The sequence below is a fragment of the Streptomyces coeruleorubidus genome (genome assembly GCF_008705135.1).
Classification (GTDB): Bacteria; Actinomycetota; Actinomycetes; order Streptomycetales; family Streptomycetaceae; genus Streptomyces; species Streptomyces coeruleofuscus.
On sequence record NZ_CP023694.1, the window covers coordinates 838,663 to 861,422 of the forward strand.

Below are 22,760 nucleotides of genomic sequence, written 5' to 3' on the forward strand. Positions count from 1 at the left end.
GTGACATGACGTCCACCCCGACCCGGGCGGCGGAGGTCCCGCCGTCCGCACCGGAGAGATCCGCGGTGTACGTGCCGGGGACATGGGCCCGACGGGCGGCGGCCGCCCTGTCGTTCCGCAACATCGGCGCCGTGTACGTGTGGCTGGTCATCGTCGTGCTCTTCACCGTGTGGGCGCCGGACACGTTCCCGACCATGATCACGGTCAAGCAGGTACTGAACGGCAACGCCGTGGCGGGCCTGGTCGCACTCAGCGTCGTACCGCCGCTGGCCGCACGCGTCTTCGACCTCTCCATCGCCTTCACCATGTCGCTCACCAGCGTGCTGACCGCCCACTTCATGGTCTCCGCCGGGTTCGGGCCCGGCACGGCCATCGCCCTGGCGATGACCACCGCGCTGCTGGTCGGGGTCGTCAACGGCATCGTGGTGGTGGTCCTGCGCGTCGACTCGTTCATCGCCACCCTGGCCACCGGTGCGCTGATCCAGTCCCTGATCACCATGGTCACCAACGACAGCTCGATCACCGGTGTGCGGCTGCTCGCCGAGCCGTTCGCGAGCATCGCCCAGCTGGACGCCGGCGGTGTCACCCTGCCGGTGCTGTATCTGCTGCTCGCCGCCCTCGCCATCTGGTTCCTGCTGGAACACACCGCCACCGGGCGCCGGTTGTACGCCACCGGATTCAACGCCGACGCGGCCCGGCTGCAAGGGGTGCGCACCGACCGGCTGCGCTTTCTGACCCTGGTGGCCTCCGCGCTGCTGTCCGGTTTCGCCGGTGTCGTCTTCACGGCCTCGGTCGGCTCCGGATCGCCGACCGCGGGCACCCCGTACCTGCTGTCGGCCTACGCCGCCGCCTTCGTCGGGGCGACCCAGTTGCGGGCGGGCCGCTTCAACGCCTGGGGCACGGTCCTCGCGGTCCTCCTGCTCGGCACCGGCATCACGGGCCTCGGGCTCGCCACCAGCGCGCAGTGGGCCGCGAGCCTGTTCACCGGCTCGGTCCTCATCGTGGCGCTGGTGCTCACCGGTGGCCGAATCGCCCTGCCCACCGTGCTGCGCCGCCGGGCGAAGACCCGGCCGGACCCGTCCACCAGCAAGGAGATCCGAAGATGAAGGCACTTCAATACCGGCGCGTGGGCCAGGCCCCCGAAGTCGTGGAAGTCCCGGTCCCTGAACCCGGCCCGGGCCAGGTGCTGCTGAAGGTGACGGCGGCCGGGCTCTGCCACTCCGATCTGGCGGTGATGGGCTGGCCCGAGGAGCAGTTCCCCTACGCCCTGCCGATGACACTCGGTCACGAGGGCGTCGGGACGGTGGCGGAGCTGGGCGCCGGTGTCACCGCCGTGGCGGAGGGCGAGGCGGTGGCGGTGTACGGCCCGTGGGGTTGCGGGCGCTGCCACCCGTGCGCCGAGGGCAAGGAGAACTGCTGTCCGCACGCCGCCGGGCTCGGCATCCTGCCGCCGGGGCTCGGCTCACCCGGTGCCCTGGCGGAGTACGTGCTGGTGGACTCGCCCCGGCACCTGGTGCCGCTGAACGGACTCGACCCGGTGCAGGCCGCACCCCTCACGGACGCCGGGCTGACCCCGTATCACGCGCTCCGCGGATCGCTGCCGAAGCTGCTGCCCGGCAGCACGGCGGTGGTGATCGGCGTCGGCGGTCTGGGCCATCTCGCCGTGCAGCTGCTGCGCGCACTGACCCCGGCCCGGGTGGTCGCCCTGGACGTGAGCAAGGAGAAACTGGAGCTGGCCCGCGAAGTCGGCGCGCACGAGACGCTCCTCTCCGACAGCGAAGCGGCCGCGCGGATCCGCGGACTCACCGGCGGTACGGGAGCTGAGGTCGTCCTGGACTTCGTCGGAGCCGAGGCGACCTTGGCGGTCGCCGCAGCGTCGGTGGCGGTGGCGGGCGACGTCACCGTCGTCGGCCTCGGCGGGGGCACGCTGGCCGTCGGCTTCGGGGGCGGTCTGCCGTTCGAGGTGTCGGCCTCCTTCCCCTACTGGGGCAGCCGGACGGAGCTCATGGAGGTTCTGGAGCTCGCGCGCCAGGGTCTCGTGTCGTCGCACGTCGAGACCTTCACGCTGGAACAGGCGCCAGAGGCGTACGAGCGCCTGCACGCCGGGGAGATCGACGGCCGCGCGGTGGTACTGCCGCACGCCTCGTCGCCTCACTCGCGGTAAGGGCTGCTCGCGGTCGCCTTCAGCCAGTGCATGGACGTCAGGCGGACGGCGAAGTACACCGCGGCCACGGCAGCGGCCAGGTCCAGGACGTCCGCTGCCATGTACTGCATCACCGCGGACCGAATCTCCGTGAGGGTCTCTGCGCTCTCGTATCGCGACGAGGCGTACAGGCCGTACAGCGAGCTGGAAACGAGCAGGCCCCACCACAGGTTCACGGGCCAGATCCCTGCCCGGTACGGCTCCCCGTCGGCGGGCAGGGGGGTTGCCGCACCCCACATGTCGACGGCGATGCGGTACGGCAGCCAGAAGTTCGCCAGTGGGATGAGCCAGCCCCCGATGGCCCAGCCCGGGCCCTTACGGAACCGATCGGGTGCCAGCAGCCCGGTGTTGCGGCGCGTCCAGAAGAACCAGGCGACGAAGAGGACCGCGCAGGGCAGGAACACGATGCCCTGAATGTTGCCGGCTGTCTGGTACAGCGAGTACGCGGCGTCCAGCCTTTGCCGGGGAGCGGCGGTGAATCCCTGGTCCTCGTCGATGAGCAGGTAGATCCGGGCTCCGGCGAAGACGGCGAGGACATCGCTCAGGGCGACGATCGCGAGCGACACCGACGCCGCTGCCAGCAGGCCGCGCACCGAGCGTGGTGTGCCGTTCGGTAGCATGCGACGCGGACGGAGTTCATTGGATGCGGACACGACGGTGGCCCCCCACGGGCGGAGTACGAAAAGGCCCGCGATAGAGCGCGTGCGGAGGCACGGTACGCCTGCTGCGAGGCCCCGTCCATAACAATCCGCAGGTCGGACAGCCACTCCACGGCCCGCGTTTCACCGAGCCGGGCCTCGCCCGCCCACCGTCCGCTCCACACAGCGCCGGAGCACGGTCAGGAACTCCGGTGTCTCCCAGGGCCCCACGTCCACGCGCCCGGTGTCGTCGACGCCGAGGTCCTGCACGTCGTAGCGGCCCCGGCAGTGGCCGAGGGTGAAGTAGCAGACCTCGCCGCGGCCGTGCCGCTTGAGGTACAGCACCGGCCGGGGCGCACGGTCGAGGGCCGCCGTGTCGCCCTCGGCGAAACCGCGGCACGGCCCCGTGTACTCGGCGTGCAGCAGTACCTCCAGCTCGCCGTGCAGCTCGCACACGTACAGCTCGTCGGTGACCGTGAACGGTTCGATCCCGGCGACCAGCGGATGGTCGGGCCGGGCCACCAGCACCTCGTACGGCTCGATCGGCGGGTGGGCGACGAACTGACTGCCGAGGACCTTCGCCAGGTCCCCGAGCAGCCGTGGAGTCGTGAACAACCGCTGCCCGTTGCCCGTCGACGGCTCGATCACCGCGTTGGTGCCGTGCAGGGCGAGCCAGCGCCCGCCCCGCTCGACGAACCGCGCCAGCGCGGCCCGTTGCGCCGGGCGGGGCCGGACGTCGCAGGTGTAGGTGACCAGCAGGTCCGCCCTGTCGAGGGCGGCCAGGCAGTCGTAGTCCTGGTACACCGTGGTGCGCACCCGCGGATGCTCGCCGAGCAGCTCCAGCAGCCGCAGCCGCGCGTGGTCGAAGTCGTGCCACCGGCCGCCGCAGACCAGTACGGCGTCCAGGCGTCCGGCCGGGCCCGCCACGGCTCAGTACTGGACGCGGGTGAGCAGCCCGCCGTCCACCACGAGGTTGACCCCGACGCAGAAGGAGCCGGTCCGCCCGAGCAGGAACGCCACCGCCGCGGCCACGTCCTCCGCGGTGCCGTAGCGGCCGATCGGCAGCTTGGCGAGGACCTCCTCGTACACCTCCGGGCGGCTGGTGCGGATGGTCTCCCAGGCGCCGCCGGGGAAGTCGATCGGCCCGGGCGAGACGGTGTTGACGCGGATGCCCTTCGGCGCGAGGGAGTGCGCGAGGGCCGAGGCGTGCTGGACGACGGCCGCCTTGAGCGCGGAGTAGGAGTTCGCTCCGGCCGGGCGCGCGGTGTCGGAGGCGTTGGTGGTGCCGATGGCCACGACGGCGGCCCGGTCGGAGGCCTCCAGATGCGGAAGTGCCGCCTCTACGAGTCCCGCGAACGGGATCAGGTCGCCGCGCAGGCTGGCTTCCCAGGACTCGGGGCCCTTCACGTTGCCCGCCGACACGTTGGACACCAGCAGGTCCAGGCCGCCGAGTTCACCGGCCGCCCGCTCCACGAAGCCCGCGAGGGCGGCGGGGTCGGTGACGTCGACCGGTTCCGCGAACACCGTGGCCCCCTCGCCGCGCAGTTCGGCAGCGGCCTTGGCCAGCCCTTCCTCGCCCCGGGCGCACAGGGCCAGCGCGCAGCCCTCGGCCGCGAGGGTTCCGGCGATCGCCCGGCCGATGCCCCGGCTCGCGCCGGTCACCAGCGCCTTCGCGCCTGTCAGTCCCAGATCCATCGATGTCACTCCTTTGTGATTGCCGGACAGTCCCGGTAGCTCGGTAGCTGAGCAGTCCCTCAGTTGCCGGGAAGCTGCGAGAACGGCGCCCGGTCCGCCCGCGGCTCGGGTGGCAGCTTCAGCACCCGCTCGCCGATGAGGTTGCGCTGGATCTGGTCGGTGCCTCCGGCCAGCCGGTAGCCGGGGGCGCCGAGCAGGTGCTGAGTCCAGGCGAAGGTGCCCGGTTCCCCGGTGTCGGCGCTGATGCGCGCACCCATCAGCTCGGCGGCGACCTGTCCCGTGCGGGTGAGCAGGTCGGAGGCCATGAGCTTGGTCAACGACGCCTCGGGACCCGGCCGGCCGCCGGCCGCGCTCGTCCGGGCGACGCGATCCACGGTGGCCGCGCGCAGGGCGGCACGCACGTACAGGTCGGCGAGCCGCTGGCGGACCAGCGGGTCCGAGGTGCGGTCGAGGGAGCGGGCGAGCGCGAGCACGTCCGGAAAGGTGCCGCCCTTGCGGCGGTTGCCGCTGCCGGAGGCGGTCCGTTCGAAGGCGAGGGTGGTGGTGGCGACCTCCCAGCCCTGGCCCGGCCGTCCGATCCGGAGCCGGTCCGGGACGCGTACGCCGCTGAGGAACACCTCGTTGAAGGAGGCGCCGCCGCTCATCTGCCGGATGGGGCGGATCTCCACGCCCGGGGCGTCCATCGGGACCAGGAAGGCGGTGATGCCGGCCTGTTTGACGACGTCCGGGTCGGTGCGGGCGAGCAGCAGGCCGTAGTCGGCGAACTGGGCGCCCGAGGTCCACACCTTCTGGCCGTCGATCACCCACTCGCCCCCGTCGGCCTGCCGGGCGCGGGTGCGCAGGGCGGCGAGGTCGGACCCGGCACCCGGCTCACTGAAGAGCTGGCAGGCCAGCAGGTCGGTGCGCAGGAACGCGCGTGCATGGTCGTGGAGTTGTTCGGCGGTCCCGAACAGGGAGACGGCCATCGCGACCAGGCGCACGGTGACGCTGATGAGCTCGGTGGAGGGTGGCACCTCGAAGGCGGACTCCTCCTCGGCGAAGGCGGCCACGTGGGCGGCGGTCAGGCCCGCGCCGCCCTTGTCCGCGGGGAGGGTCAGCGCCTGGTAGCCGGCGTCGAAGCGGGCCCGCTGGTAGGCGCGGCAGCGCTCCAGCAGCAGGCGTTCCTCGTCTTCGGGGAGGTTGTGGAACACGGCGAGACCGGCATCTTCTCCGGCGGACTCCGGCGCCCGCGCCGGTTCGAGCACGCCGGCCAGCCACTGCCGTACCTGCGTGCGCCATGCGTCCGGATCGGGCTGGGGCATGACTCCTCCTCGGACACTTACCAGACGAAAGATTCAGTAACGGTGGCGACAAAGTGTGCTTGCAGGTCCCTTGAGCATGCGGTAACGCCTCCGCTTGGGATCAGAGTGTTCCGTACTTTCTTGATAAACGCTACAGTCTCCGCATCACCTCTCCCCTCGAATCGGGAGAGGGCCGATGAGCCGCCGGAGGAGCCATGTCGCTGCTGCCACTCGACCGTCGCGCCCAGGAGACACCCGAGGAACCCGCCCTGGTGGACGACCTGGGCGTGCTGTCCTGGTCCGGCCTCGCCGACCAGGTGGCGCGGGCGGCGGCACGGCTGCTGGAGTTCGCGCCCGGCCCCGACGACCGGATCGCCGTCCTGGGTGACAACGCGATCCCGACGCTGGTGGCCCATCTGGCCGGCCTGCGCGCCGGGGTCGGGACCGTGGCCACGTCCCGGAACCTCACCTCGGGCGAACTCGTCGACCAGATCATCGACGCGGGCGTGACCGCGATCGTCACCGGTCCCGCCGGGGCGGGTGCCGCCCTGGACGCGGCCCGGGAACTGGGCCTGCCGCTGGTGACGCACGGAACGCCGGCCGTCGGGCACGCCTTCGACTGGGACCTGTGGCTGGCGGCCGCGCCGGCCGGACGCGCCGTCCCGGCGGACCGGCCCGCCCGGCCTCCGCTCGTCTACACCTCAGGCACCACCGGACGGGCGCGCGGCACCGAGGTGCGCTGGGTGAGCGGCCCGGTCGCCGACAGCGCCGCCTACCTCACCGCGATGTCCGCCCGGCCCGGATTCCCGCCGGGACCGCACCTGGTGTGCGGCCCGCTCCAGCACAACGCGCCGCTGACCTCGCTGCGCCACCTGGCGGCCGGTCAGCCGGTGGTCGTCCTCGGCAGATACGACGGGGAGACGTTCCTCAGCCGGGTGCAGAGGTGGCGGGTCTCCTCGACGGTGATGGTGCCCACCCACTTCCAGCGGCTGCTCGCCCTCCCGGAGGAGGTCCGCGCCCGGTACGACGTCTCCAGCCTGCGGCAGGTGTCCCACACCGGCTCGGCATGTCCGCCGGACGTGAAGCGAGCCATGATCGAGTGGTTCGGTCCGGTGCTGACCGAGTCGTACGGCGCCAGCGAGGCGGGAACCGTGGCCCGCATCAGCAGCGACGAGTGGCTGGCGCACCCGGGCTCCGTCGGGCGCGTCCGGGCCCCCTTCGAGGTCCTGGTCACCGATGACGACGGCCGGCGGCTGCCGCCCGGCGAACGCGGACTGCTGGCCTTCCGGGCACCCGACGACCAGGGCGTCCGCTACCACGCGGACCCGGACAAGACCAGGTCCGCCTATCTCTCCCCCGGCGTCTTCACGCTCGGCGACATCGGCTACGTCGACGCGGACGGCTACATCTTCATCACCGACCGGGCCGCGGACGTGGTGGTCTCCGGCGGCGTCAATCTGTACCCGGCCGAGAGCGAGGCGGTCCTGCGGCGGCACCCGGCGGTCGCCGAGGTCGCGGTCGTCGGCGTGCCCGACCCGGACTTCGGCGAGTCCCTGCGGGCGCTGGTCGTGGTGGCGGCGGACGAGCCGCCGGCCGATGAGCTGGACCGGTTCTGCCGCGAGCACCTCGCCGCCCACAAGTGCCCGAAGTCGTACGAGTTCGTCCCCGAGCTGCTGCGCAACGCGATGGGCAAGCTCGACAAACGCGCGATGCGCCGCCCGTACTGGCACTCCGAACGGACCATCGCCGGCTGAGCCGGGCCCACCCAGTAAGGACCACCACCCATGACCGAACTCCTCCTCATCCGGCACGGCCTCCCCCAGGCGGGCGTGTTCGACCCCCGGCTGTCACCGGAGGGCACCGCCCAGGCCGAGCGCCTCGCCTCCTGGCTCGTGCACGAGGACGTCGACGCGCTGTACTCCAGCCCGTACCGGCGTGCCCGCGAGACCGTGGCACCCCTGGAGCGCCTCACCGGCATGACCGCCACCGTCCTCGACGACCTGCGCGAGTGGGACACCGACGTGTCCCAGCCCTACATGCCGCCGGAGCAGATCGGCGCGGACGATCCCCGCGCTGCGGCGCTCGCCGAGGGGCGCTACGAGGACTTCGTGCCCGAGCTGGACTGGGACGCCTTCCGCGCCCGTGCCGGGCGGGCCATGGGCACCATCCTCGACGCCCATCCCGGAGGGCGGGTCGCGGTCGTGTGCCACGGCGGCATCACCAACACCTATCTGGCGACGGTACTCGGCCTGCCCACGATGTTCTGGTTCCACCCCGACTACACGTCCGTCAGCCGGGTGCGGCGCATGCCCGGCGGCCGGATCGTCCTGCACTCGGTGAACGAGACGGCCCACATGGTCGCCGAACGTGCCGTCGACGCGGTCGCCTGACCCGCCCCACACCCCAGGAGGTCCCGGCATGCCCGGATCCGTCATCGTCGCCGGAGCAAGGACGCCCATCGGCAGGCTGGCGGGTGCCCTGAGCACCGTGTCCGCGGTCGACCTCGGCGCCCACGCCATCGGCGCGGCACTGGCCGCCGCCCGTCTGGACCCGGCGGCCGTGGAAGCCGTCGTCATGGGTCACGTCGTGCAGGCCGGGGCCGGCCCGAACTCGGCGCGGCAGGCGGCGGTCCGCGCCGGCATTCCGTTCTCCGTCCCCGCGAGCACCGTCAACAAGCTCTGCCTGTCCGGTCTGCACGCCATCGCCCTGGCCGACCTCATGATCACCTCCGGCCGCCATGAAGTGGTCGTCGCCGGTGGCATGGAGTCCATGTCGGACGCCCCCCACCTGCTGCGCGGGGCACGCACCGGCTGGAAGTACGGCTCCGCCGCGGCGGAGGACGCCCTCGACCGCGACGCCCTGGTCTGCGCCTTCGACGGCGTCTCCATGGGCGCGGCCACCGAGCGCTACCAGCGGCCGTTCGCCCTGACCCGCGAGGAGCAGGACGAGTACAGCGCGCTGTCCCATCAACGGGCAGCCCACGCCCAGGAGTCGGGGGCATTGTCCGCCGAGATCGCCCCCGTCACCGTGGCGGGACGCCGGGGCGAGACCGTGGTGGACACCGACGAGGGCGTACGGCCGGGAAGCACCGCCGAGAGCCTCGGGCGCCTGAGGCCCGCCTTCTCCGGCGAGGGCACCATCACCGCGGGCAACTCCTCACAACTCTCCGACGGCGCCGCGGCCGTCGTCGTGATGAGCGCGGAGCGCGCCCGGTTCGAGGGCCTGACCCCGCTCGCCGAGATCGGCGCCTACGGAACGGTCGCCGGCCCCGACCCCTCACTGCTCGTCCAGCCGGCCGGCGCGGTCCGCGACGCCCTGTCCCGGGACGGCCGCCTGAAGACCGCCGACCTGGACCTGTTCGAGATCAACGAGGCGTTCGCCGGAGTGGCCCTGGCTTCCGTACGGGAGCTGGACCTCCCTCTCGACAAGGTGAACGTCAACGGCGGAGCGATCGCGCTCGGGCACCCGGTCGGCATGACCGGAGCCCGGCTGGTGCTGACTCTCGCGGCGGAACTGCGGCGGCGTGGAGGCGGCAGCGGAGCGGCGGCCCTGTGCGGGGGCGGCGGCCAGGGCGACGCGCTGTTGCTGCATGTGCCGACCCAGGACTGAACCCGGAGCCGAATCATCGTGAACGTCCAGCTGACCTCGGTCGCGACGACCCTTGTCGTGGCGGCCCGTACCCTCGCCGCCGACGACGTCGTCTCCCTCACCCTGCGCCGCCCCGACGGCGGGATGCTCCCCGCCTGGACACCGGGCGCCCACATCGAGGTACTCCTGAACGGTGACGACGGGGGTCTGATCCGTCAGTACTCCCTGTGCGGAGATCCGGCGGCGCTCGACTCCTGGCAGATCGCCGTGCTGCGCGAGCCGCAGGGCCGCGGCGGCTCCGCGTACGTCCACGACCACCTGGGCGAAGGCGCCGCCGTGCGGGTCCGCGGTCCGCGGAACAACTTCCCGCTGCGGCCCGCCGCCCGCCACCTGTTCATCGCCGGTGGCGTCGGTATCACGCCCATCCTCCCGATGGTGGAGGCCGCCGAGGCCGCGGGGGCCGACTGGCGCCTGCTGTATGGCGGGCGCACCCGCACCTCCATGGCGTTCCTGGACCGCCTCGCCCCGCACGGGGACCGGGTACTCGTCCGTCCGCAGGACGAGTACGGCCTGCTGGACCTCGCGGCCCACCTCGGGGTCCCCGAAGAGGGCACGCTGGTGCACGCCTGCGGTCCCGAGCCCCTGTTGCAGGCGGTGCAGGAACACTGCGGGGACTGGCCTCCCGGCACGCTGGGCGTCGAACGGTTCGCCCCGGTACGGACGGACGCGACCGGCCAGGCCGAGGCCTTCGAGGTGGAGCTCGCACGATCCGGGCTCACCCTCACCGTCCCGGCGGACCGCTCGGTGCTCGAAACCGTGGAGCAGGCCGGTGTCGCGGTGGACTTCTCCTGCCGGGAAGGCACCTGCGGCACCTGCGAGACCGACGTACTCGACGGCAAGCCCGACCACCGCGACTCGTTGCTGACCGAGGACGAGCGGGCTGCCTGCGACACCATGCTCATCTGCGTGTCCCGCTCGTGCGGGACTCGACTCGTCCTGGATCTGTGACGGCGATCACTACCAGCAATTTACTAGGACGTCCTAGTATCTCTTCTGTCGGCAGTACCTCCGCCCCGTCCGGGAAGGCCCCCATGAGTGATCTGCACCGACCCGTGCATCCCGTCCGTCTGGTCACGGCTTCGGCTCTGTTCGACGGGCATGACGCGTCGATCAACATCATGCGGCGCATCTTCCAGTCCCAGGGCGCCGAGGTGATCCACCTCGGACACAACCGGTCGGTGCGGGAGGTCGTGGACGCCGCTCTGGAGGAGGACGCCCACGGTGTCGCCGTCTCGTCGTACCAGGGCGGGCACGTGGAGTACTTCGAGTACCTGGTCGAGTCGCTGCGCGAGCGGGGAGCCGACCACATCCGTGTGGTGGGCGGCGGAGGCGGCGTCATCGTGCCCGAGGAGATCGCCCGGCTGCTCGGCAGCGGGGTGACCATCTTCTCGCCCGAGGACGGGCAGCGGATGGGCCTGGCCGGGATGGTCAACTCTGTCGTGAAGGACTGCGACTTCGACCTCTGGGACGGCAAGCCGACCGACGCGTCCGCCGTGCTGGCCGGTGACCGGTTCGCGATCGCCCGCGCCATCACCGGCGCGGAACTGGGCAAGCTGCCCCCCGATTTCCTGGAGCGGCTGCGGGCCGCCGCCGCGGCGCGGGTCATGCCGGTGCTCGGCATCACCGGCACGGGCGGCTCGGGCAAGTCGTCACTGACGGACGAGCTGGTGCGCCGGTTCCGCCTCGACCAGCAGGACAAGCTGAGGATCGCCGTGATCGCGGTCGACCCGACCCGCCGCCGCGGCGGCGGAGCACTGCTCGGCGACCGGATCCGCATGAACTCCCTGGACGGGAACCGGGTCTTCTTCCGCAGCCTGGCCACCCGTGGCAGTCGCGAGCTGCCCGAGCACCTGACCGACGTCATCGACGTGGTCAAGGCCGCCGGGTTCGACCTGGTGATCGTGGAGACGCCGGGCATCGGCCAGGGCGACGCGGCGATCGTGCCGTTCGTCGACACCTCGCTGTATGTGATGACACCGGAGTTCGGTGCCGCCTCGCAGCTGGAGAAGATCGACATGCTCGACTTCGCCGACGTCGTGGCGATCAACAAGTTCGAGCGGCGCGGCGCGCAGGACGCGCTGCGTGACGTGGGCCGCCAACTGGTCCGCAACCGCGAGGCGTTCGGCATGCGGCCCGAGGACATGCCGGTGTACGGCACGTCGGCGGCGACGTTCAACGACGACGGTGTCACCGCGCTCTACCAGCACCTGAAAACGGGCCTGGCGGAGAAGGGCCTGCCGCTGTCCGAGGGCGCGCTGGCACCGGTCGGGGTACGCCACTCCTCCGGCATCCGGCAGGTGGTCCCCGCAGGCCGGGTGCGCTACCTCGCCGAGATCACCGAGACGGTCCGCGCGTACCACGCCGAGACCGAGCGACTGGCCGAGGCGGCCAGGCGGCTGCAGCGCCTGGAAGCGGTCCGGGACGAGCTCGTCGAGGCCGGCTCCGACGCGGCGAACGTGGACTCACTGCTCGACGACGCCCGTAAGCAGCTCCCGCACCAGATCACGGAGCAGATCGGGAACTGGCCCGCCGTCATCGCCTCCTACTCCGGGGACGAGCAGGTGGTGAAGGTCCGGGACAGGGAGATCCGCACCAAGCTGACCCGCGAGTCCCTGTCCGGCAACAAGGTCCCGCGCGTCGCCCTGCCCCGCTTCACCGACCACGGGGAGCTGGTGCGGTTCTGGCGCGGGGAGAACCTGCCCGGCTACTTCCCTTTCACAGCAGGCGTGTTCCCCTTCAAGCGCGACGGCGAGGACCCGGCGCGGATGTTCGCCGGTGAGGGCGATCCGTTCCGCACGAACCGGCGCTTCAAGCTGCTCTCCGAGGGCCAGCCGGCCACCCGCCTGTCCACGGCCTTCGACTCGGTCACCCTCTACGGCCGCGACCCGGACGAACGCCCCGACATCTACGGCAAGGTCGGCACCTCCGGGGTGTCGGTGGCCACGCTCGCGGACATGAAGGCCCTCTACGACGGCTTCGACCTGACGTCACCCACGACCTCGGTCTCCATGACCATCAACGGCCCCGCGCCGACGATCCTGGCGTTCTTCCTCAACACCGCCATCGACCAGCAGACGGAGAAGTTCCGAGCCGCCGAGGGCCGTGACCCGTCCCCCGAGGAGGCGGAGGAGCTGCGGGCCCACGCGCTCGCGAGCGTGCGCGGCACGGTGCAGGCCGACATCCTCAAGGAGGACCAAGGCCAGAACACCTGCCTGTTCTCCACCGAGTTCTCCCTGCGGATGATGGCCGACATCCAGGAGTGGTTCATCGCCCACAAGGTCCGCAACTTCTACTCCGTGTCCATCTCCGGCTACCACATCGCCGAAGCCGGCGCGAACCCCATCAGCCAGCTCGCCTTCACCCTCGCCAACGGCTTCACCTACGTCGAGGCCTACCTCGCCCGGGGCATGCACATAGACGACTTCGCCCCGAACCTGTCGTTCTTCTTCTCCAACGGCATGGACCCCGAGTACTCCGTCCTCGGCCGGGTCGCACGCCGTGTCTGGGCCGTCGCGATGAAGGAGAAGTACGGGGCCAACGAACGCAGTCAGAAGCTGAAGTACCACGTCCAGACCTCCGGACGCTCCCTGCACGCCCAGGAGATGGACTTCAACGACATCCGCACCACCCTCCAGGCCCTCACGGCCATCTACGACAACGCGAACTCGCTGCACACCAACGCCTACGACGAGGCCGTCACCACCCCGTCCGAGGAGTCGGTGCGGCGGGCGCTGGCGATCCAGCTCGTCATCAACCGCGAGTGGGGCCTGGCGATGAACGAGAACCCCCTCCAGGGCTCGTTCATCATCGACGACCTCACGGACCTGGTGGAGGAGGCCGTACTCCAGGAGTTCGAGCGGATCAGCGAGCGCGGTGGCGTACTGGGCGCGATGGAGACCGGCTACCAGCGGGGCCGTATCCAGGACGAGTCGATGCTGTACGAGCAGCGCAAGCACGACGGCACCCTGCCCATCATCGGCGTCAACACCTTCCTCCGCCCCGGCGGCGACAGCCGGCCTCAGGAGCTGGAACTCGCCCGGGCCACCGAGGAGGAGAAGCAGTCCCAGCTGGAGCGCGTGCGGGACTTCCACACCGGCCACCGCGACCGGGCCCACGACGCCCTGACCGCTCTCAAGAACGCGGCGACGAACGGCGACAACGTCTTCGCCGTCCTCATGGACGCCACCCGGGTCTGCTCCCTCCAGCAGATCACCGAGGCCTTCTTCGAGGTGGGCGGACAGTACCGCCGCAACGTCTGACCCAGCCCCCGTAGGGCGTGTTCGTAAAGTCCCGGAAGCCACCCCGCAGCGACTCAGCAGATAGGACCTCAGATGGATCCCGTTACTCGTCTCGGCGTGGTCGGATGCGGCCTCATGGGCTCCGGCATCGCCGAAGTCGCGGCCCGCGGCGGCATCGACGTCCGAGTCGCCGAGGCCACGCCGGACGCGCTGGAGTCAGGCCGCCGCCGGCTCACCGCCTCGCTCGACCGAGGCGTACGGCGCGGCAAGCTCAGCGAGGAGCAGCGGGACCAGGCCCTCGCCAGGCTTTCCTTCACCCACGACCTCAGCGACCTGGCCGACCGCCAGTTCGTCGTCGAGGCGGTCGCCGAGAACCGCGACATCAAGACGGATGTCCTGCGCACCCTCGACAAGGTGGTCGAAGACCCCGCGGCGGTCCTGGCCACCAACACCTCATCGATCCCCATCGTCGATCTCGCCGTCGTCACCGAGCGGCCCGCACAGGTCATCGGCATGCACTTCTTCAACCCCGTGCCCGTGCAGCAGCTGGTGGAGCTCATTCCCGCCCTCACCACCAGCGCGGACACCGTGCGCCGCACCCGCGGCTTCGCCGAGCAGCTGGGCAAACAGGCCATCCAGGCGCCCGACCGCTCCGGCTTCGTCGTCAACGCCCTCCTGGTGCCCTACCTGCTCAGCGCGGTACGGATGGTGGAGTCGGGCGCCGCGCAGCCGGAGGACATCGACCGGGGCATGGAACTCGGATGCGCCCACCCCATGGGGCCGTTGCGGCTGCTCGACCTCATCGGCCTCGACACCGCCCAGGCCGTGGCCGAGTCGATGTACGAGGAGTTCAAGGAGCCGCTGTACGCCCCACCGGCCCTCCTGCGCCGCATGGTCGCCGCGGGCCACCTCGGCCGCAAGAGCGGCCGCGGCTTCCACGTCTACGACGCCTGAGCGCGTATGCCCGCCTGGGGCGAAGCTCCAGGTGGCGTAACCGTCTAGGCACTCATCGCCTCACGTACCAGCGCGGTGTCGACGAACTGCTCGAAGCGGACGATGAGCCCGCCGCGTACGACGAAGTGATGGGCGACGCGGACGGCGAGCGGCTTGCCGGTGGCCTTGTTGACGGCCGTGTAGCGGGCCAGGACGACGACGTTCTCGCCGTCGACGACGTAGGTGTCGTCGTGGGCGGCCCAGTCGTCCCACTCCTTGGCGAGTTCCTCCATGACGTGGGAGGTGACGCCGCTGGGAGTGCGGTACGTGCCCGCGAGCGGGAAACCGGCCATCTCGGTCCACTCCACGTCGGGGGCGAGGGTGGCGCGCAGAGCCTCCAGGTCACCGGCGGCGGAGGCCAGGTACTGACGGCGTACGACGTCGGCGGGGGCGGTGGAGGTGGCGAAGTCCGTCATGTCAGCCCCACTTCATCTCGCCCTTGGCGACCTTGGCGCCGATCTGGGCGGCGATCAGCATGCCGTGGTCCGGGTAGCGCTTCACGAGCGACTCGGTGAGCGCCGCGCCGTCGGCCGCCTTGGCCAGCTCCTCCTCGAAGGCGAGCAGGTAGTCGCGAGTGGCGGTGATGGCGGAGGCGTCGGCCGCGGTGCCCGGCAGGCGGTGGCCGGGGACGACCAGCTCCGGGTCGAGGGAGGCCATCTCGTCCAGCAGGTCGATCCAGGCCGCGCGGTCGCCCGGGGTGGCTGTGTCGGCGACCCAGACGTGCTCCTGCTGGAAGAGCAGGACACCGCCGAGGACCGCGCGCTGGTCGGCCTGCCACAGGTAGTGGCGGTCGGGCAGACCGGCCGGGCCGCCCTTGAGCTCGAAGCGGTGGCCCTCCAAGGTGAGGTCACCCGTCAGCGGCTGGAGGCCGACCAGCCGGGTGGGCAGGTTCGGGCCGAGCGCGGCCCAGGCCTTGAGCTTGCCCTCGTACGAGTGCTGGATGTGCTCGATGACGATCGGGGTGGCGACGAAGACGGCGTCCGGGAAGGCGTCGGCGAGGACCTCCGCGCCGAAGTAGAAGTCGGGGTCGCCGTGACTGACGAAGACGGTGGTCAGCTTCTTGCCCGAGTCGAGGATCTCGGCGGCCAGCCGGTGGCCGTCGGCGCGGGTGAAGCCGGCGTCCACCAGCAGGGCTTCGGTCTCGCCGGTGACGAGCGTGGCGGTCTTGTTCTTGCTTCCGGCCGGGAAGTCGAGGTCGAGGACCTTGAAGTCGAGCGTGCTCATGTGGAGCCTCCTAGAGGGTGATGGATGGGGGCAGAAGAAGGAGGTCAGGCGGTGGCCAGGGCTGCGAGCCGCTGGTCGACCTCGTCGGCGGTGGCGTGGCCACGGGCCAGGGAGGTGACGGCATTGCCGTCCACCGCCAGCAAGGTGGGGAAGCCGCTGACGCCGAGTTCGGCCGCGCGGTGGAAGTCCTCCGCTGCCGCATATGACGCCTCGGGGTCCTGGAAGGCCGAGATCACGGCATCCACGTCGAGCCCGGCCGCCTCGGCGACCGCACGGTAGGTGGACGCCTCCGACAGGCTGAGGCCGTCGACGTAGAAGGCGTGCTGGACAGCCGCGGCGAGTTCCGGCGCGCGGTCGGCGGCGGTCCGGCGCAGGGCCGCGACACCGCGGGCGGCGGCCTCGGAGTCCATCACGAACGAGCCGTCGGCGATCAGCCGCTCGTACGCCTCCCCGAACTCGGCGCCGGTCAGCTCGGCGATGTGGGCATTCGCGCCCCGGACGTGGCCGAACTCCCGGATCGGCACCCGGCGCGGCCCGGTGAACAGACCGCCGGAGATCACCTCGACCGGCAACCCCGGGTGGCGGGCGACGACCTCGCGCAGCGTGGCGGAGAACCCGTGCGACCAGCCGCAGTAGGCGTCGAAGACGTAGACGAGCTTCATCGAAGACCTCGGCAGGGATGTGTGCCCGCCGGCTGCGAGCGATTCACCTGAGGAAGCAGTAACTGACTCGTCAGATATTTCCAGGGTCGCGTGAGGTGCGACGCATGGGCGTTGACTGAGGTCATGACACCGGCGGTGCCGTCGGGCCGCAGGTCAGGGCAGCCGGGGCAGCTCGTCTCGAGCCGTATGACTGAGGATCCGCAGATTCTCGGCGAACCGCTCGCGGTCCGCCCCGGGGAGCGGCTCCACGAAGTACCGCTTGATGTTCTCCAGGTGCACCAAAGACGCGCGTACGACCGTCTCCTCACCCAGCGGCGTCAGCCGCACGAGCTTCCCGCGCCGGTCGCCGGGGGCTTCCGCGCGCGTCACGTAACCCGCCGACTCCATGCGATCCACCAGCCGGGTGGCACCGCCGGTGGTCAGCACCTGCTCCTGGGCGATGGCCCGCATCGAGAGCCCCGGCTCGCCCGCCCGGCCGAGGATCAGCAGCACCTCGAAAACCAGATGACTGATGCCGCACTCCACTTCGAGCGCCCGGCCGAGGATGTACTCCAGCCGGTTGGCCGCCCCCTGCAACCGCCCGAACGCCAGGATGAGCTCGTGGTCGGCGGCCTCCTTCGCCGTCCTGATCTCCGCTTCCTCACCCACGACCTCGCCGCCCCTCTCATCGCCGCCCCGGTACCACCGTACCGATCATGTCGGCAGGGCCGGTCGGGCGCGGCCTGCGGCACGGGACGAGCGGCCGGAACACGGATAGCCGACGGGAGGAATCCTCAGCTCACTCGGACGACCTCAAGCGGAAGGCCGGCCCGGGGACGCTCTCGATGTCCTTCGCTTGCACCGGGTGACCTCGTTCGCAGCGGACCTGGACGTCGACGCGCGCGCCGCACTCGCGGTGTCGCGCCAGCACCGCCGGTCCCTCCGGGTCGGCGCGGTAACGGTCACCCCACTGCAGCAGCCCCATCACGGCCGGCACCAGATCCATGCCCTTGGGAGTGATCACATACTTCGGCCGACTCCGCGAACCGGGCTCCTTGTACGTCTCGGTCGCCAGGATCCCTTCCTCCACCAGCATCCGAAGCCGCGTCGCCAGAAGGTTACGAGGACAGCCCAGGACACGCTCGAAGTCACTGAACCGGGACGAGCCGTACCACACCTCACGCAGGATGAGGATGGTCCACTTCTCGCCCACGATCTCAAGAGTCCGCGCGATCGAGCAGTTGGACGTGTCCCGGTCGAGTCGGGGGTCCATGCCGGTGTCCTGAAGAACTTCGGTCCACGCATCCATGGGAGCGATCCTAGCCGAGCTTGAGTTTAATTTTAGATACTCAGCCATCGGCGAAGAGAGAACGCCCCAGACGTTCATGCGCTGAGAGTGACGACCGAGCCGCAACGGACGTGCCGCCCGCCCTGACACCCACTACCGCTCAAGGAAGTCGAGGGCTTCCGCCACGAACTGCCCGCTGGGGATGCGGTGCGTCAGACGCGCTGCCCGGCATCCAGCAGGGCGAGGGCGTTCCTCGCCCCCTGTTCGAGGAGCTCGTTGGCGAGTTGGCTGTCGGTCAAGGCGCGGGCGAGTTGCAGTGTCCCGGCCATCAGACCGAGGAGGCTGAGCGCCTTCACACGTGCGGAGGCGGGGGCCTCGGGCGCCATGCGGTCGGCGATGCCGTCGATGAGGATCAGCACGCCGTCGGTGTACGCCTGCCTGGTGGTGTCGGCGCAGCGCCCGATCTCGTCGAGCAGGGCGGCGTTGGGACAGCCGTCGCCCATGCTGTCGCGGTGCTGGGGTGACAGGTACCCGCGCACGATCTGCTCGAGTCCGGCACGGCCGGGCGCAGCCCGCGCGACGACGTTCTCGGCCTGCGCCTTCAACTGGTCGGCGATCGCCGTGGTGACGAGGTCGTCCTTGGATTCGAAGTGAGCGTAGAAGGCCCCGTTGGTCAGCCCCGCGTCCTTCATGAGCGTCGAGACCCCGGAGCCGTCGATGCCGTCCTGCTTGAACCGACGGCCGGCCGTCTCGATGATCCGCCGCCGCGTCTCCGCCTTGTGCTCTTTTCCGTACCGCGCCACAGCGCACGCTCCTTCGCCGGCCGGAAGGACCGGTTGCCCTTCACCGACTTCCCCAGCCTATGGTATTGCGAGCGTAATCCAAAGAGTCGACAGCGGCGACGGTCGACCGACCCACGGGCAGACCGCTCCCCCGCTCAGGTCCCTGTTGTTCCAGCTGTTCCTACGGACCCGGGGACATGCCTGCCGAGTCACACCCGAGTGCCGGGCACCGGGAAGAGCATGCAGCTGCTGGTGGCATGCGCGAGGAGACGGTCCTTCGCGTCGACCAACTGGGCCTGGGCGAGAGCGGTTTGGCGGCCCTTGTTGACGACCGTGCCGATGGCGCGCACCGGGCCCGTGTCCACGGTGATCGGCCGGAGGAACTTCACGGTCAGATCGAGCGAGGTGTACGCCACGCCCTGCGGGAGAGTCGACTGGACGGCGCAGCCCGCCGCCGAGTCGAGCAGAGTGGCGAAGACGCCGCCGTGGACGCTGCCGATCGGGTTGTAGTGCTCCTCGCCCGGTATCAGGGAGAAGACCGCCCTGCCGGGCTCCACCTCGTCCAGGGCGAAGTCGACGGTGTGGCTGATCGGTGCCCTCGGCAGCCGCCCCGCCTGCACCTCGCGCAGGAAGTCGATGCCTGCCATGCGCCCGGCGGCCTCCGCCGAGATCGCGGGATCGTCCCAGTGATACGTACGCGTTCGCCCCACGGTCCAGCGCCCTTCCCTCTGACTGTCACCTGACTTTTCCAGGTGAAGCTAGGCTTTTGCTCGCCTGACTGTCAATGGTGAAGGCAGCTCCCTTACGATGGCGGGATGGAGTGGCTTGAGGCGAGCACGGACAACTGCCCCGTCCAGCGCACGCTCGACGTGATCGGGGAGAAGTGGACGCTGCTGATCCTGCGGGACGCCGTCAACGGCGTGCGCCGCTTCGACGACTTCCACCGCCACATCGGCCTGTCGGAAGCCGTCCTCAGTGACCGCCTCCGCAAGCTGACCTCGGCCGGCATCCTGAAGACCGTCCCCTACCGCGAGCCCGGCAGCCGCTCCCGCAACGAATACCGCCTGACCCGTAAAGGCTGGGACCTCTGGCCCGTCCTTATGGCGCTGAGCCAGTGGGGCGAGGCATACGCCCTCGGCTCCGAGGGTCCTGCACTGGACGTCCGTCACACCGAGTGCGACGCCCCGGTCCGCGTCGTCGTCGAGTGCTCCGCCGAGCACTCACCCCTCACTCCCCGTGAAGTCACCGCCCGGCTGGGAACAGGCGCCCGCGTCCGGTCGTGAGCCGCGAGACTCCTCTCCCGGACTGCGACCCGAGAGTCGGCGAGCTCGGCCACTTGCGGTGGGCGACCCGACAGTCGGCGAGCTTGACCCTCGCGCGGCGTGTGCGCGCGTAGCTGGCCCACAGCGATCACGACACCGCGCGCGGCGCCCTCATCGACTTCTACCTGTCGGCCGAGCACCGTGACCAGCCCGGCACCGGTTGCCCCACCGCGGGATTCGCAGGGGACGTGGCTCGCGAGCCCACACCCGAGGAGGTGCGCGAAACGTACGCAGCCGGGGTCGAGGAATTCGCCTCGTGGCTGTCCACCGACACCCATGACGGCCTTCCCCTGGTGGCCACTCTGGTCGGCGCGATCCTGCTTGCCCGGGCCACGGCGGACACAGAACTGTCGGAGAAGATCCTGGAGTCGACCCACAAAGCCCTGACTGAGCCACACGCGGATCGACCGGAATCCTGAACCCAGTTCCCCCGCCCATCCTCGTCCGGAATGCAGGGCCGGGGACACTCGCGATGCCTTCCGCCCGCACGGCATGCCCACCTGGGTTTACTTTTCTATACTCAGAATGTAGCGTCGCGACCATCACATCAACCCGGCCGCACGCGAGAAACGGGCGCGCAGGGGGACCTGCGCGAAGAATCAGATCGACCACTGGAACACCCACACGGAAAGGCGGCCGGCATGAAGGCATTCGTCGTCGAGAAGTACGGCAAGGACGGCGCCCGCGCCGCTGAGGTGCCCGAGCCCACGGTCGGAGACCGGGACGTCCTGGTCAAAGTGAGCGCCGCCAGCATCAACCCGCTGGACAAAATGGTCCGCAACGGGGAGTTCAAGCAGCTCCTGAAGTACAAGCTTCCGTTCGTACTCGGGCACGACGTGGCCGGCGTCGTGACGCGGGTCGGCTCCGCCGTACGCGGCTTCAACGTCGGCGACGAGGTCTACGCCCGTCCGCGCGACTTGCGGATCGGAGGCTTCGCGGAGTTCATCGCGATCGACATGGACGATGTCGCGCCCAAGCCGGCCTCTCTCAGCCTCGAAGAGGCAGCCGCCGTGCCGCTGGTGGCCCTGGCCGCCTGGCAGATTCTCGTCGACCGTGCCCACGTGCGGCCGGGTCACAAGGTGCTCATCCACGCCGGTGCCGGTGGCCTCGGCTCGACAGTCGTCCAGCTCGCCAAGCACCTCGGCGCCACAGTGGCGACGACCACGAACAGCAAGACCGAGCAGCTGGTCAGGAGCCTCGGCGCCGACGTCGTCGTCGACTACACCAAGGAAGACTTCTCGAAGGTGCTGTCCGGCTACGACCTGGTGCTGGACTCCCTAGGCGGAGCGAACCTCGAGAAGTCGCTGACCGTGCTGAAGCCCGGCGGCCTGGCCATCAGTGTCGTCGGCCCGCCGGACGCCGGCTTCGCCAAGCAGCTCGGCGCCCCGTCATTCATGGGCTTGATCATGAAAAGGCTCAGTCGCAAGATCCGCAAGCAGGCCAAGGCGCTTGGCGTGCGCTACGAGTTCCTCTTCATGCGGGCCAACGGCTCCCAGTTGCGCGAACTCGGCGCCCTCTACGACAGCGGGAAGCTCCGCCCGGTCATCGACAGCACCTTCCCGTTCGACCAGACGCTGGAGGCGATGGCACACGTCGAGCAGGGCCACACCAAGGCCGGCAAGGTCGTGGTCTCGATGGTGCCCGACAACGACTGAGACCGTCCCCGGCCACCGACCCTCCGTCCGGCACGGCCGGGTCGGGCGAGACGCACCGACGGCTCGCGGCTCTCGACGCTCACGGCGGACACGCTCAGGACGGCGACGTCCGTCCGCCGAGCGACGCACCTTGCCAGTCGGGACTGCGGTCCTTGTCGACCAGGGCCGCACGGACGCCCTCCAGGAAGTCCGGAGTGCGGATGGTCGTGCGCGTGAGGGCGAGTTCGGCGCTGAGGCACTCGCGCAACGTGCGCTGCCTGCCCCGGGCCAGCAGGGCGTGAGTGATCTCCAGGCTGTGCGGCGAGGCGGACTCCAGGGCGACCAACGCCTCTGCCGCCCAGGGGGTGTCGAGGTGGCGCAGGCGTTTCTCGATCTCGCCGAGGGTCGGCGCGCCGAACGCCCAGTCCACGTCCCCGCGCACGTCCGCCAGCCTGCTGCCCGCCACCGGGGAACGGCCGGCGAGGCGGTTCAGAACCGCGTCCACCGGGTCACCGGGGTTCTCGGCCAGGGCATCCCCGACCGCGTCGAGCCCGTCCGCGGGGACGAAGTGTGTGGCCAGCCCCGTGTACAGGGCGTCGGCGGCGTCGAGCCGGTGCCCGGTCAGCCCGAAGTACATGCCGATCGCGCCGGGCAACCGCGGCAGAAAGTAGCTGGCCCCGACGTCCGGGAAGAACCCGATGCCGGTCTCGGGCATCGCCAGCACCGCGCCCTCGGTGACGACCCGGAAGCTGCCGTGGACGGACAGACCGAGACCGCCGCCCATGCACAGGCCGTCGATGAGCGACACGACCGGGACGGGATACTCGGCGATCCGGGCGTTGAGCCGGTACTCCGACGCGAAGAACCGCTCACTGGCCTCGGCGTCCCCGGCGAGGCTGTGCTCGCGGATCGTGCGGATGTCCCCGCCCGCGCAGAACGCCTTCGTGCTGGTGCTGGCGAGCACCACAGCGGACAGCGGTAGGCGCTCCCACTCGACGAGCACCCGGTCGATAGCGACGACCATGCCTGTCGTCAGGGCGTTGAGCGCCTTGGGCCGGTTCAAAAGGATGCGGCCGACGCCCCGGTGGACGTCGGCGAGAATTTCGACGGCAGCGGTATCAGTCAACGGTCGTCATCTCGTCTCCGCACGGGCCTGCAGTCCTGGCCATCAGGT

23 protein-coding genes are annotated in these 22,760 nt (G+C 70.6%); 11 read left to right on the top strand and 12 right to left on the bottom strand.

Annotated features, from left to right (window positions below; all coding sequences use genetic code 11):
- The first annotated feature begins 5 nt into the window (after positions 1-5).
- Both CP976_RS03890 and CP976_RS03895 read left to right on the top strand, forming a co-directional pair.
- On the top strand, positions 6-1,106 hold the full coding sequence (locus tag CP976_RS03890; protein ID WP_150479024.1) for an ABC transporter permease: 1,101 nt from the start codon (positions 6-8) through the stop codon (positions 1,104-1,106).
- Entirely contained in the window at positions 1,103-2,164 is a 1,062-nt protein-coding gene (locus CP976_RS03895; RefSeq protein ID WP_150479025.1) for an NAD(P)-dependent alcohol dehydrogenase, read from the top strand. The genes CP976_RS03890 and CP976_RS03895 overlap by 4 nt, the downstream gene beginning before the upstream one ends.
- Here CP976_RS03895 and CP976_RS03900 read toward each other — a convergent pair.
- From CP976_RS03900 to CP976_RS03915, 4 genes are all read right to left on the bottom strand, one after another.
- A complete protein-coding gene (locus tag CP976_RS03900) occupies positions 2,152-2,796 on the bottom strand; it encodes a DUF4328 domain-containing protein (RefSeq protein WP_244403659.1) in 645 nt (214 codons plus the stop codon). The genes CP976_RS03895 and CP976_RS03900 overlap by 13 nt on opposite strands.
- Positions 2,797-2,985: 189 nt before the next feature.
- Positions 2,986-3,768 (bottom strand): ThuA domain-containing protein, encoded by a 783-nt coding sequence (locus CP976_RS03905; RefSeq protein WP_150479026.1) that lies wholly within the window; start codon positions 3,766-3,768, stop codon positions 2,986-2,988.
- 3 nt (positions 3,769-3,771) lie between these two features.
- The gene (locus tag CP976_RS03910) at positions 3,772-4,536 is read right to left on the bottom strand and encodes an SDR family NAD(P)-dependent oxidoreductase (protein ID WP_086847906.1); all 765 of its coding nucleotides are present in this window, start codon (positions 4,534-4,536) and stop codon (positions 3,772-3,774) included.
- A 59-nt stretch (positions 4,537-4,595) separates the two neighbouring features.
- A complete protein-coding gene (locus CP976_RS03915; protein ID WP_150479027.1) occupies positions 4,596-5,837 on the bottom strand; it encodes an acyl-CoA dehydrogenase family protein in 1,242 nt (413 codons plus the stop codon).
- Between the two features lie 194 nt (positions 5,838-6,031).
- On the opposite strand from CP976_RS03915, the gene CP976_RS03920 reads away from it, so the two are divergent.
- The 6 genes from CP976_RS03920 to CP976_RS03945 all read left to right on the top strand — a co-directional run bounded on the left by CP976_RS03920 (position 6,032) and on the right by CP976_RS03945 (position 14,656).
- Positions 6,032-7,570, top strand: coding sequence for an AMP-binding protein (locus CP976_RS03920; protein WP_150479028.1), 1,539 nt, complete (start codon positions 6,032-6,034; stop codon positions 7,568-7,570).
- A 30-nt stretch (positions 7,571-7,600) separates the two neighbouring features.
- Positions 7,601-8,206, top strand: coding sequence for a histidine phosphatase family protein (locus CP976_RS03925; RefSeq protein ID WP_150479029.1), 606 nt, complete (start codon positions 7,601-7,603; stop codon positions 8,204-8,206).
- Between the two features lie 28 nt (positions 8,207-8,234).
- The gene (locus CP976_RS03930; RefSeq protein ID WP_150479030.1) at positions 8,235-9,425 is read left to right on the top strand and encodes an acetyl-CoA C-acyltransferase; all 1,191 of its coding nucleotides are present in this window, start codon (positions 8,235-8,237) and stop codon (positions 9,423-9,425) included.
- Between the two features lie 18 nt (positions 9,426-9,443).
- Positions 9,444-10,412, top strand: a complete 969-nt coding sequence (locus CP976_RS03935; RefSeq protein ID WP_150479031.1) for a PDR/VanB family oxidoreductase — start codon at positions 9,444-9,446, stop codon at positions 10,410-10,412.
- A gap of 83 nt (positions 10,413-10,495) precedes the next feature.
- Positions 10,496-13,723 carry a fused isobutyryl-CoA mutase/GTPase IcmF gene (icmF, locus tag CP976_RS03940; protein ID WP_150479032.1) on the top strand — a complete coding sequence of 1,076 codons (3,228 nt, stop codon included), beginning with the start codon at positions 10,496-10,498 and terminating at the stop codon, positions 13,721-13,723.
- A gap of 72 nt (positions 13,724-13,795) precedes the next feature.
- A complete protein-coding gene (locus CP976_RS03945) occupies positions 13,796-14,656 on the top strand; it encodes a 3-hydroxybutyryl-CoA dehydrogenase (protein ID WP_150479033.1) in 861 nt (286 codons plus the stop codon).
- Between the two features lie 44 nt (positions 14,657-14,700).
- On the opposite strand, the gene CP976_RS03950 is transcribed toward CP976_RS03945, so the two are convergent.
- The 7 genes from CP976_RS03950 to CP976_RS03980 all read right to left on the bottom strand — a co-directional run bounded on the left by CP976_RS03950 (position 14,701) and on the right by CP976_RS03980 (position 19,340).
- A complete protein-coding gene (locus CP976_RS03950) occupies positions 14,701-15,111 on the bottom strand; it encodes a nuclear transport factor 2 family protein (protein WP_150479034.1) in 411 nt (136 codons plus the stop codon).
- A gap of 1 nt (position 15,112) precedes the next feature.
- Positions 15,113-15,919 carry an MBL fold metallo-hydrolase gene (locus tag CP976_RS03955; protein ID WP_150479035.1) on the bottom strand — a complete coding sequence of 269 codons (807 nt, stop codon included), beginning with the start codon at positions 15,917-15,919 and terminating at the stop codon, positions 15,113-15,115.
- A gap of 44 nt (positions 15,920-15,963) precedes the next feature.
- Entirely contained in the window at positions 15,964-16,581 is a 618-nt protein-coding gene (locus CP976_RS03960; RefSeq protein ID WP_150479036.1) for a DsbA family protein, read from the bottom strand.
- Between the two features lie 153 nt (positions 16,582-16,734).
- Positions 16,735-17,229 carry a MarR family winged helix-turn-helix transcriptional regulator gene (locus CP976_RS03965; RefSeq protein WP_150479037.1) on the bottom strand — a complete coding sequence of 165 codons (495 nt, stop codon included), beginning with the start codon at positions 17,227-17,229 and terminating at the stop codon, positions 16,735-16,737.
- A 130-nt stretch (positions 17,230-17,359) separates the two neighbouring features.
- A complete protein-coding gene (locus CP976_RS03970; RefSeq protein ID WP_150485208.1) occupies positions 17,360-17,833 on the bottom strand; it encodes a winged helix-turn-helix transcriptional regulator in 474 nt (157 codons plus the stop codon).
- 227 nt (positions 17,834-18,060) lie between these two features.
- Positions 18,061-18,651 (bottom strand): TetR/AcrR family transcriptional regulator, encoded by a 591-nt coding sequence (locus CP976_RS03975; protein WP_150479038.1) that lies wholly within the window; start codon positions 18,649-18,651, stop codon positions 18,061-18,063.
- Positions 18,652-18,839: 188 nt separating this feature from the next.
- Positions 18,840-19,340, bottom strand: a complete 501-nt coding sequence (locus CP976_RS03980) for a PaaI family thioesterase (RefSeq protein WP_150479039.1) — start codon at positions 19,338-19,340, stop codon at positions 18,840-18,842.
- Positions 19,341-19,445: 105 nt separating this feature from the next.
- On the opposite strand from CP976_RS03980, the gene CP976_RS03985 reads away from it, so the two are divergent.
- The 3 genes from CP976_RS03985 (at position 19,446) to CP976_RS03995 (ending at position 21,607) form a co-directional block, all read left to right on the top strand.
- Entirely contained in the window at positions 19,446-19,913 is a 468-nt protein-coding gene (locus CP976_RS03985) for a winged helix-turn-helix transcriptional regulator (RefSeq protein ID WP_150479040.1), read from the top strand.
- 227 nt (positions 19,914-20,140) lie between these two features.
- Positions 20,141-20,371: a hypothetical protein gene (locus CP976_RS03990; protein ID WP_150479041.1), complete on the top strand. Its 231-nt coding sequence runs from the start codon at positions 20,141-20,143 to the stop codon at positions 20,369-20,371.
- Positions 20,372-20,593: 222 nt separating this feature from the next.
- Positions 20,594-21,607, top strand: coding sequence for an NADP-dependent oxidoreductase (locus CP976_RS03995; RefSeq protein WP_150479042.1), 1,014 nt, complete (start codon positions 20,594-20,596; stop codon positions 21,605-21,607).
- A gap of 94 nt (positions 21,608-21,701) precedes the next feature.
- Here CP976_RS03995 and CP976_RS04000 read toward each other — a convergent pair whose 3' ends face one another.
- Entirely contained in the window at positions 21,702-22,712 is a 1,011-nt protein-coding gene (locus tag CP976_RS04000) for an enoyl-CoA hydratase/isomerase family protein (RefSeq protein WP_150479043.1), read from the bottom strand.
- Positions 22,713-22,760 lie beyond the last annotated feature (48 nt).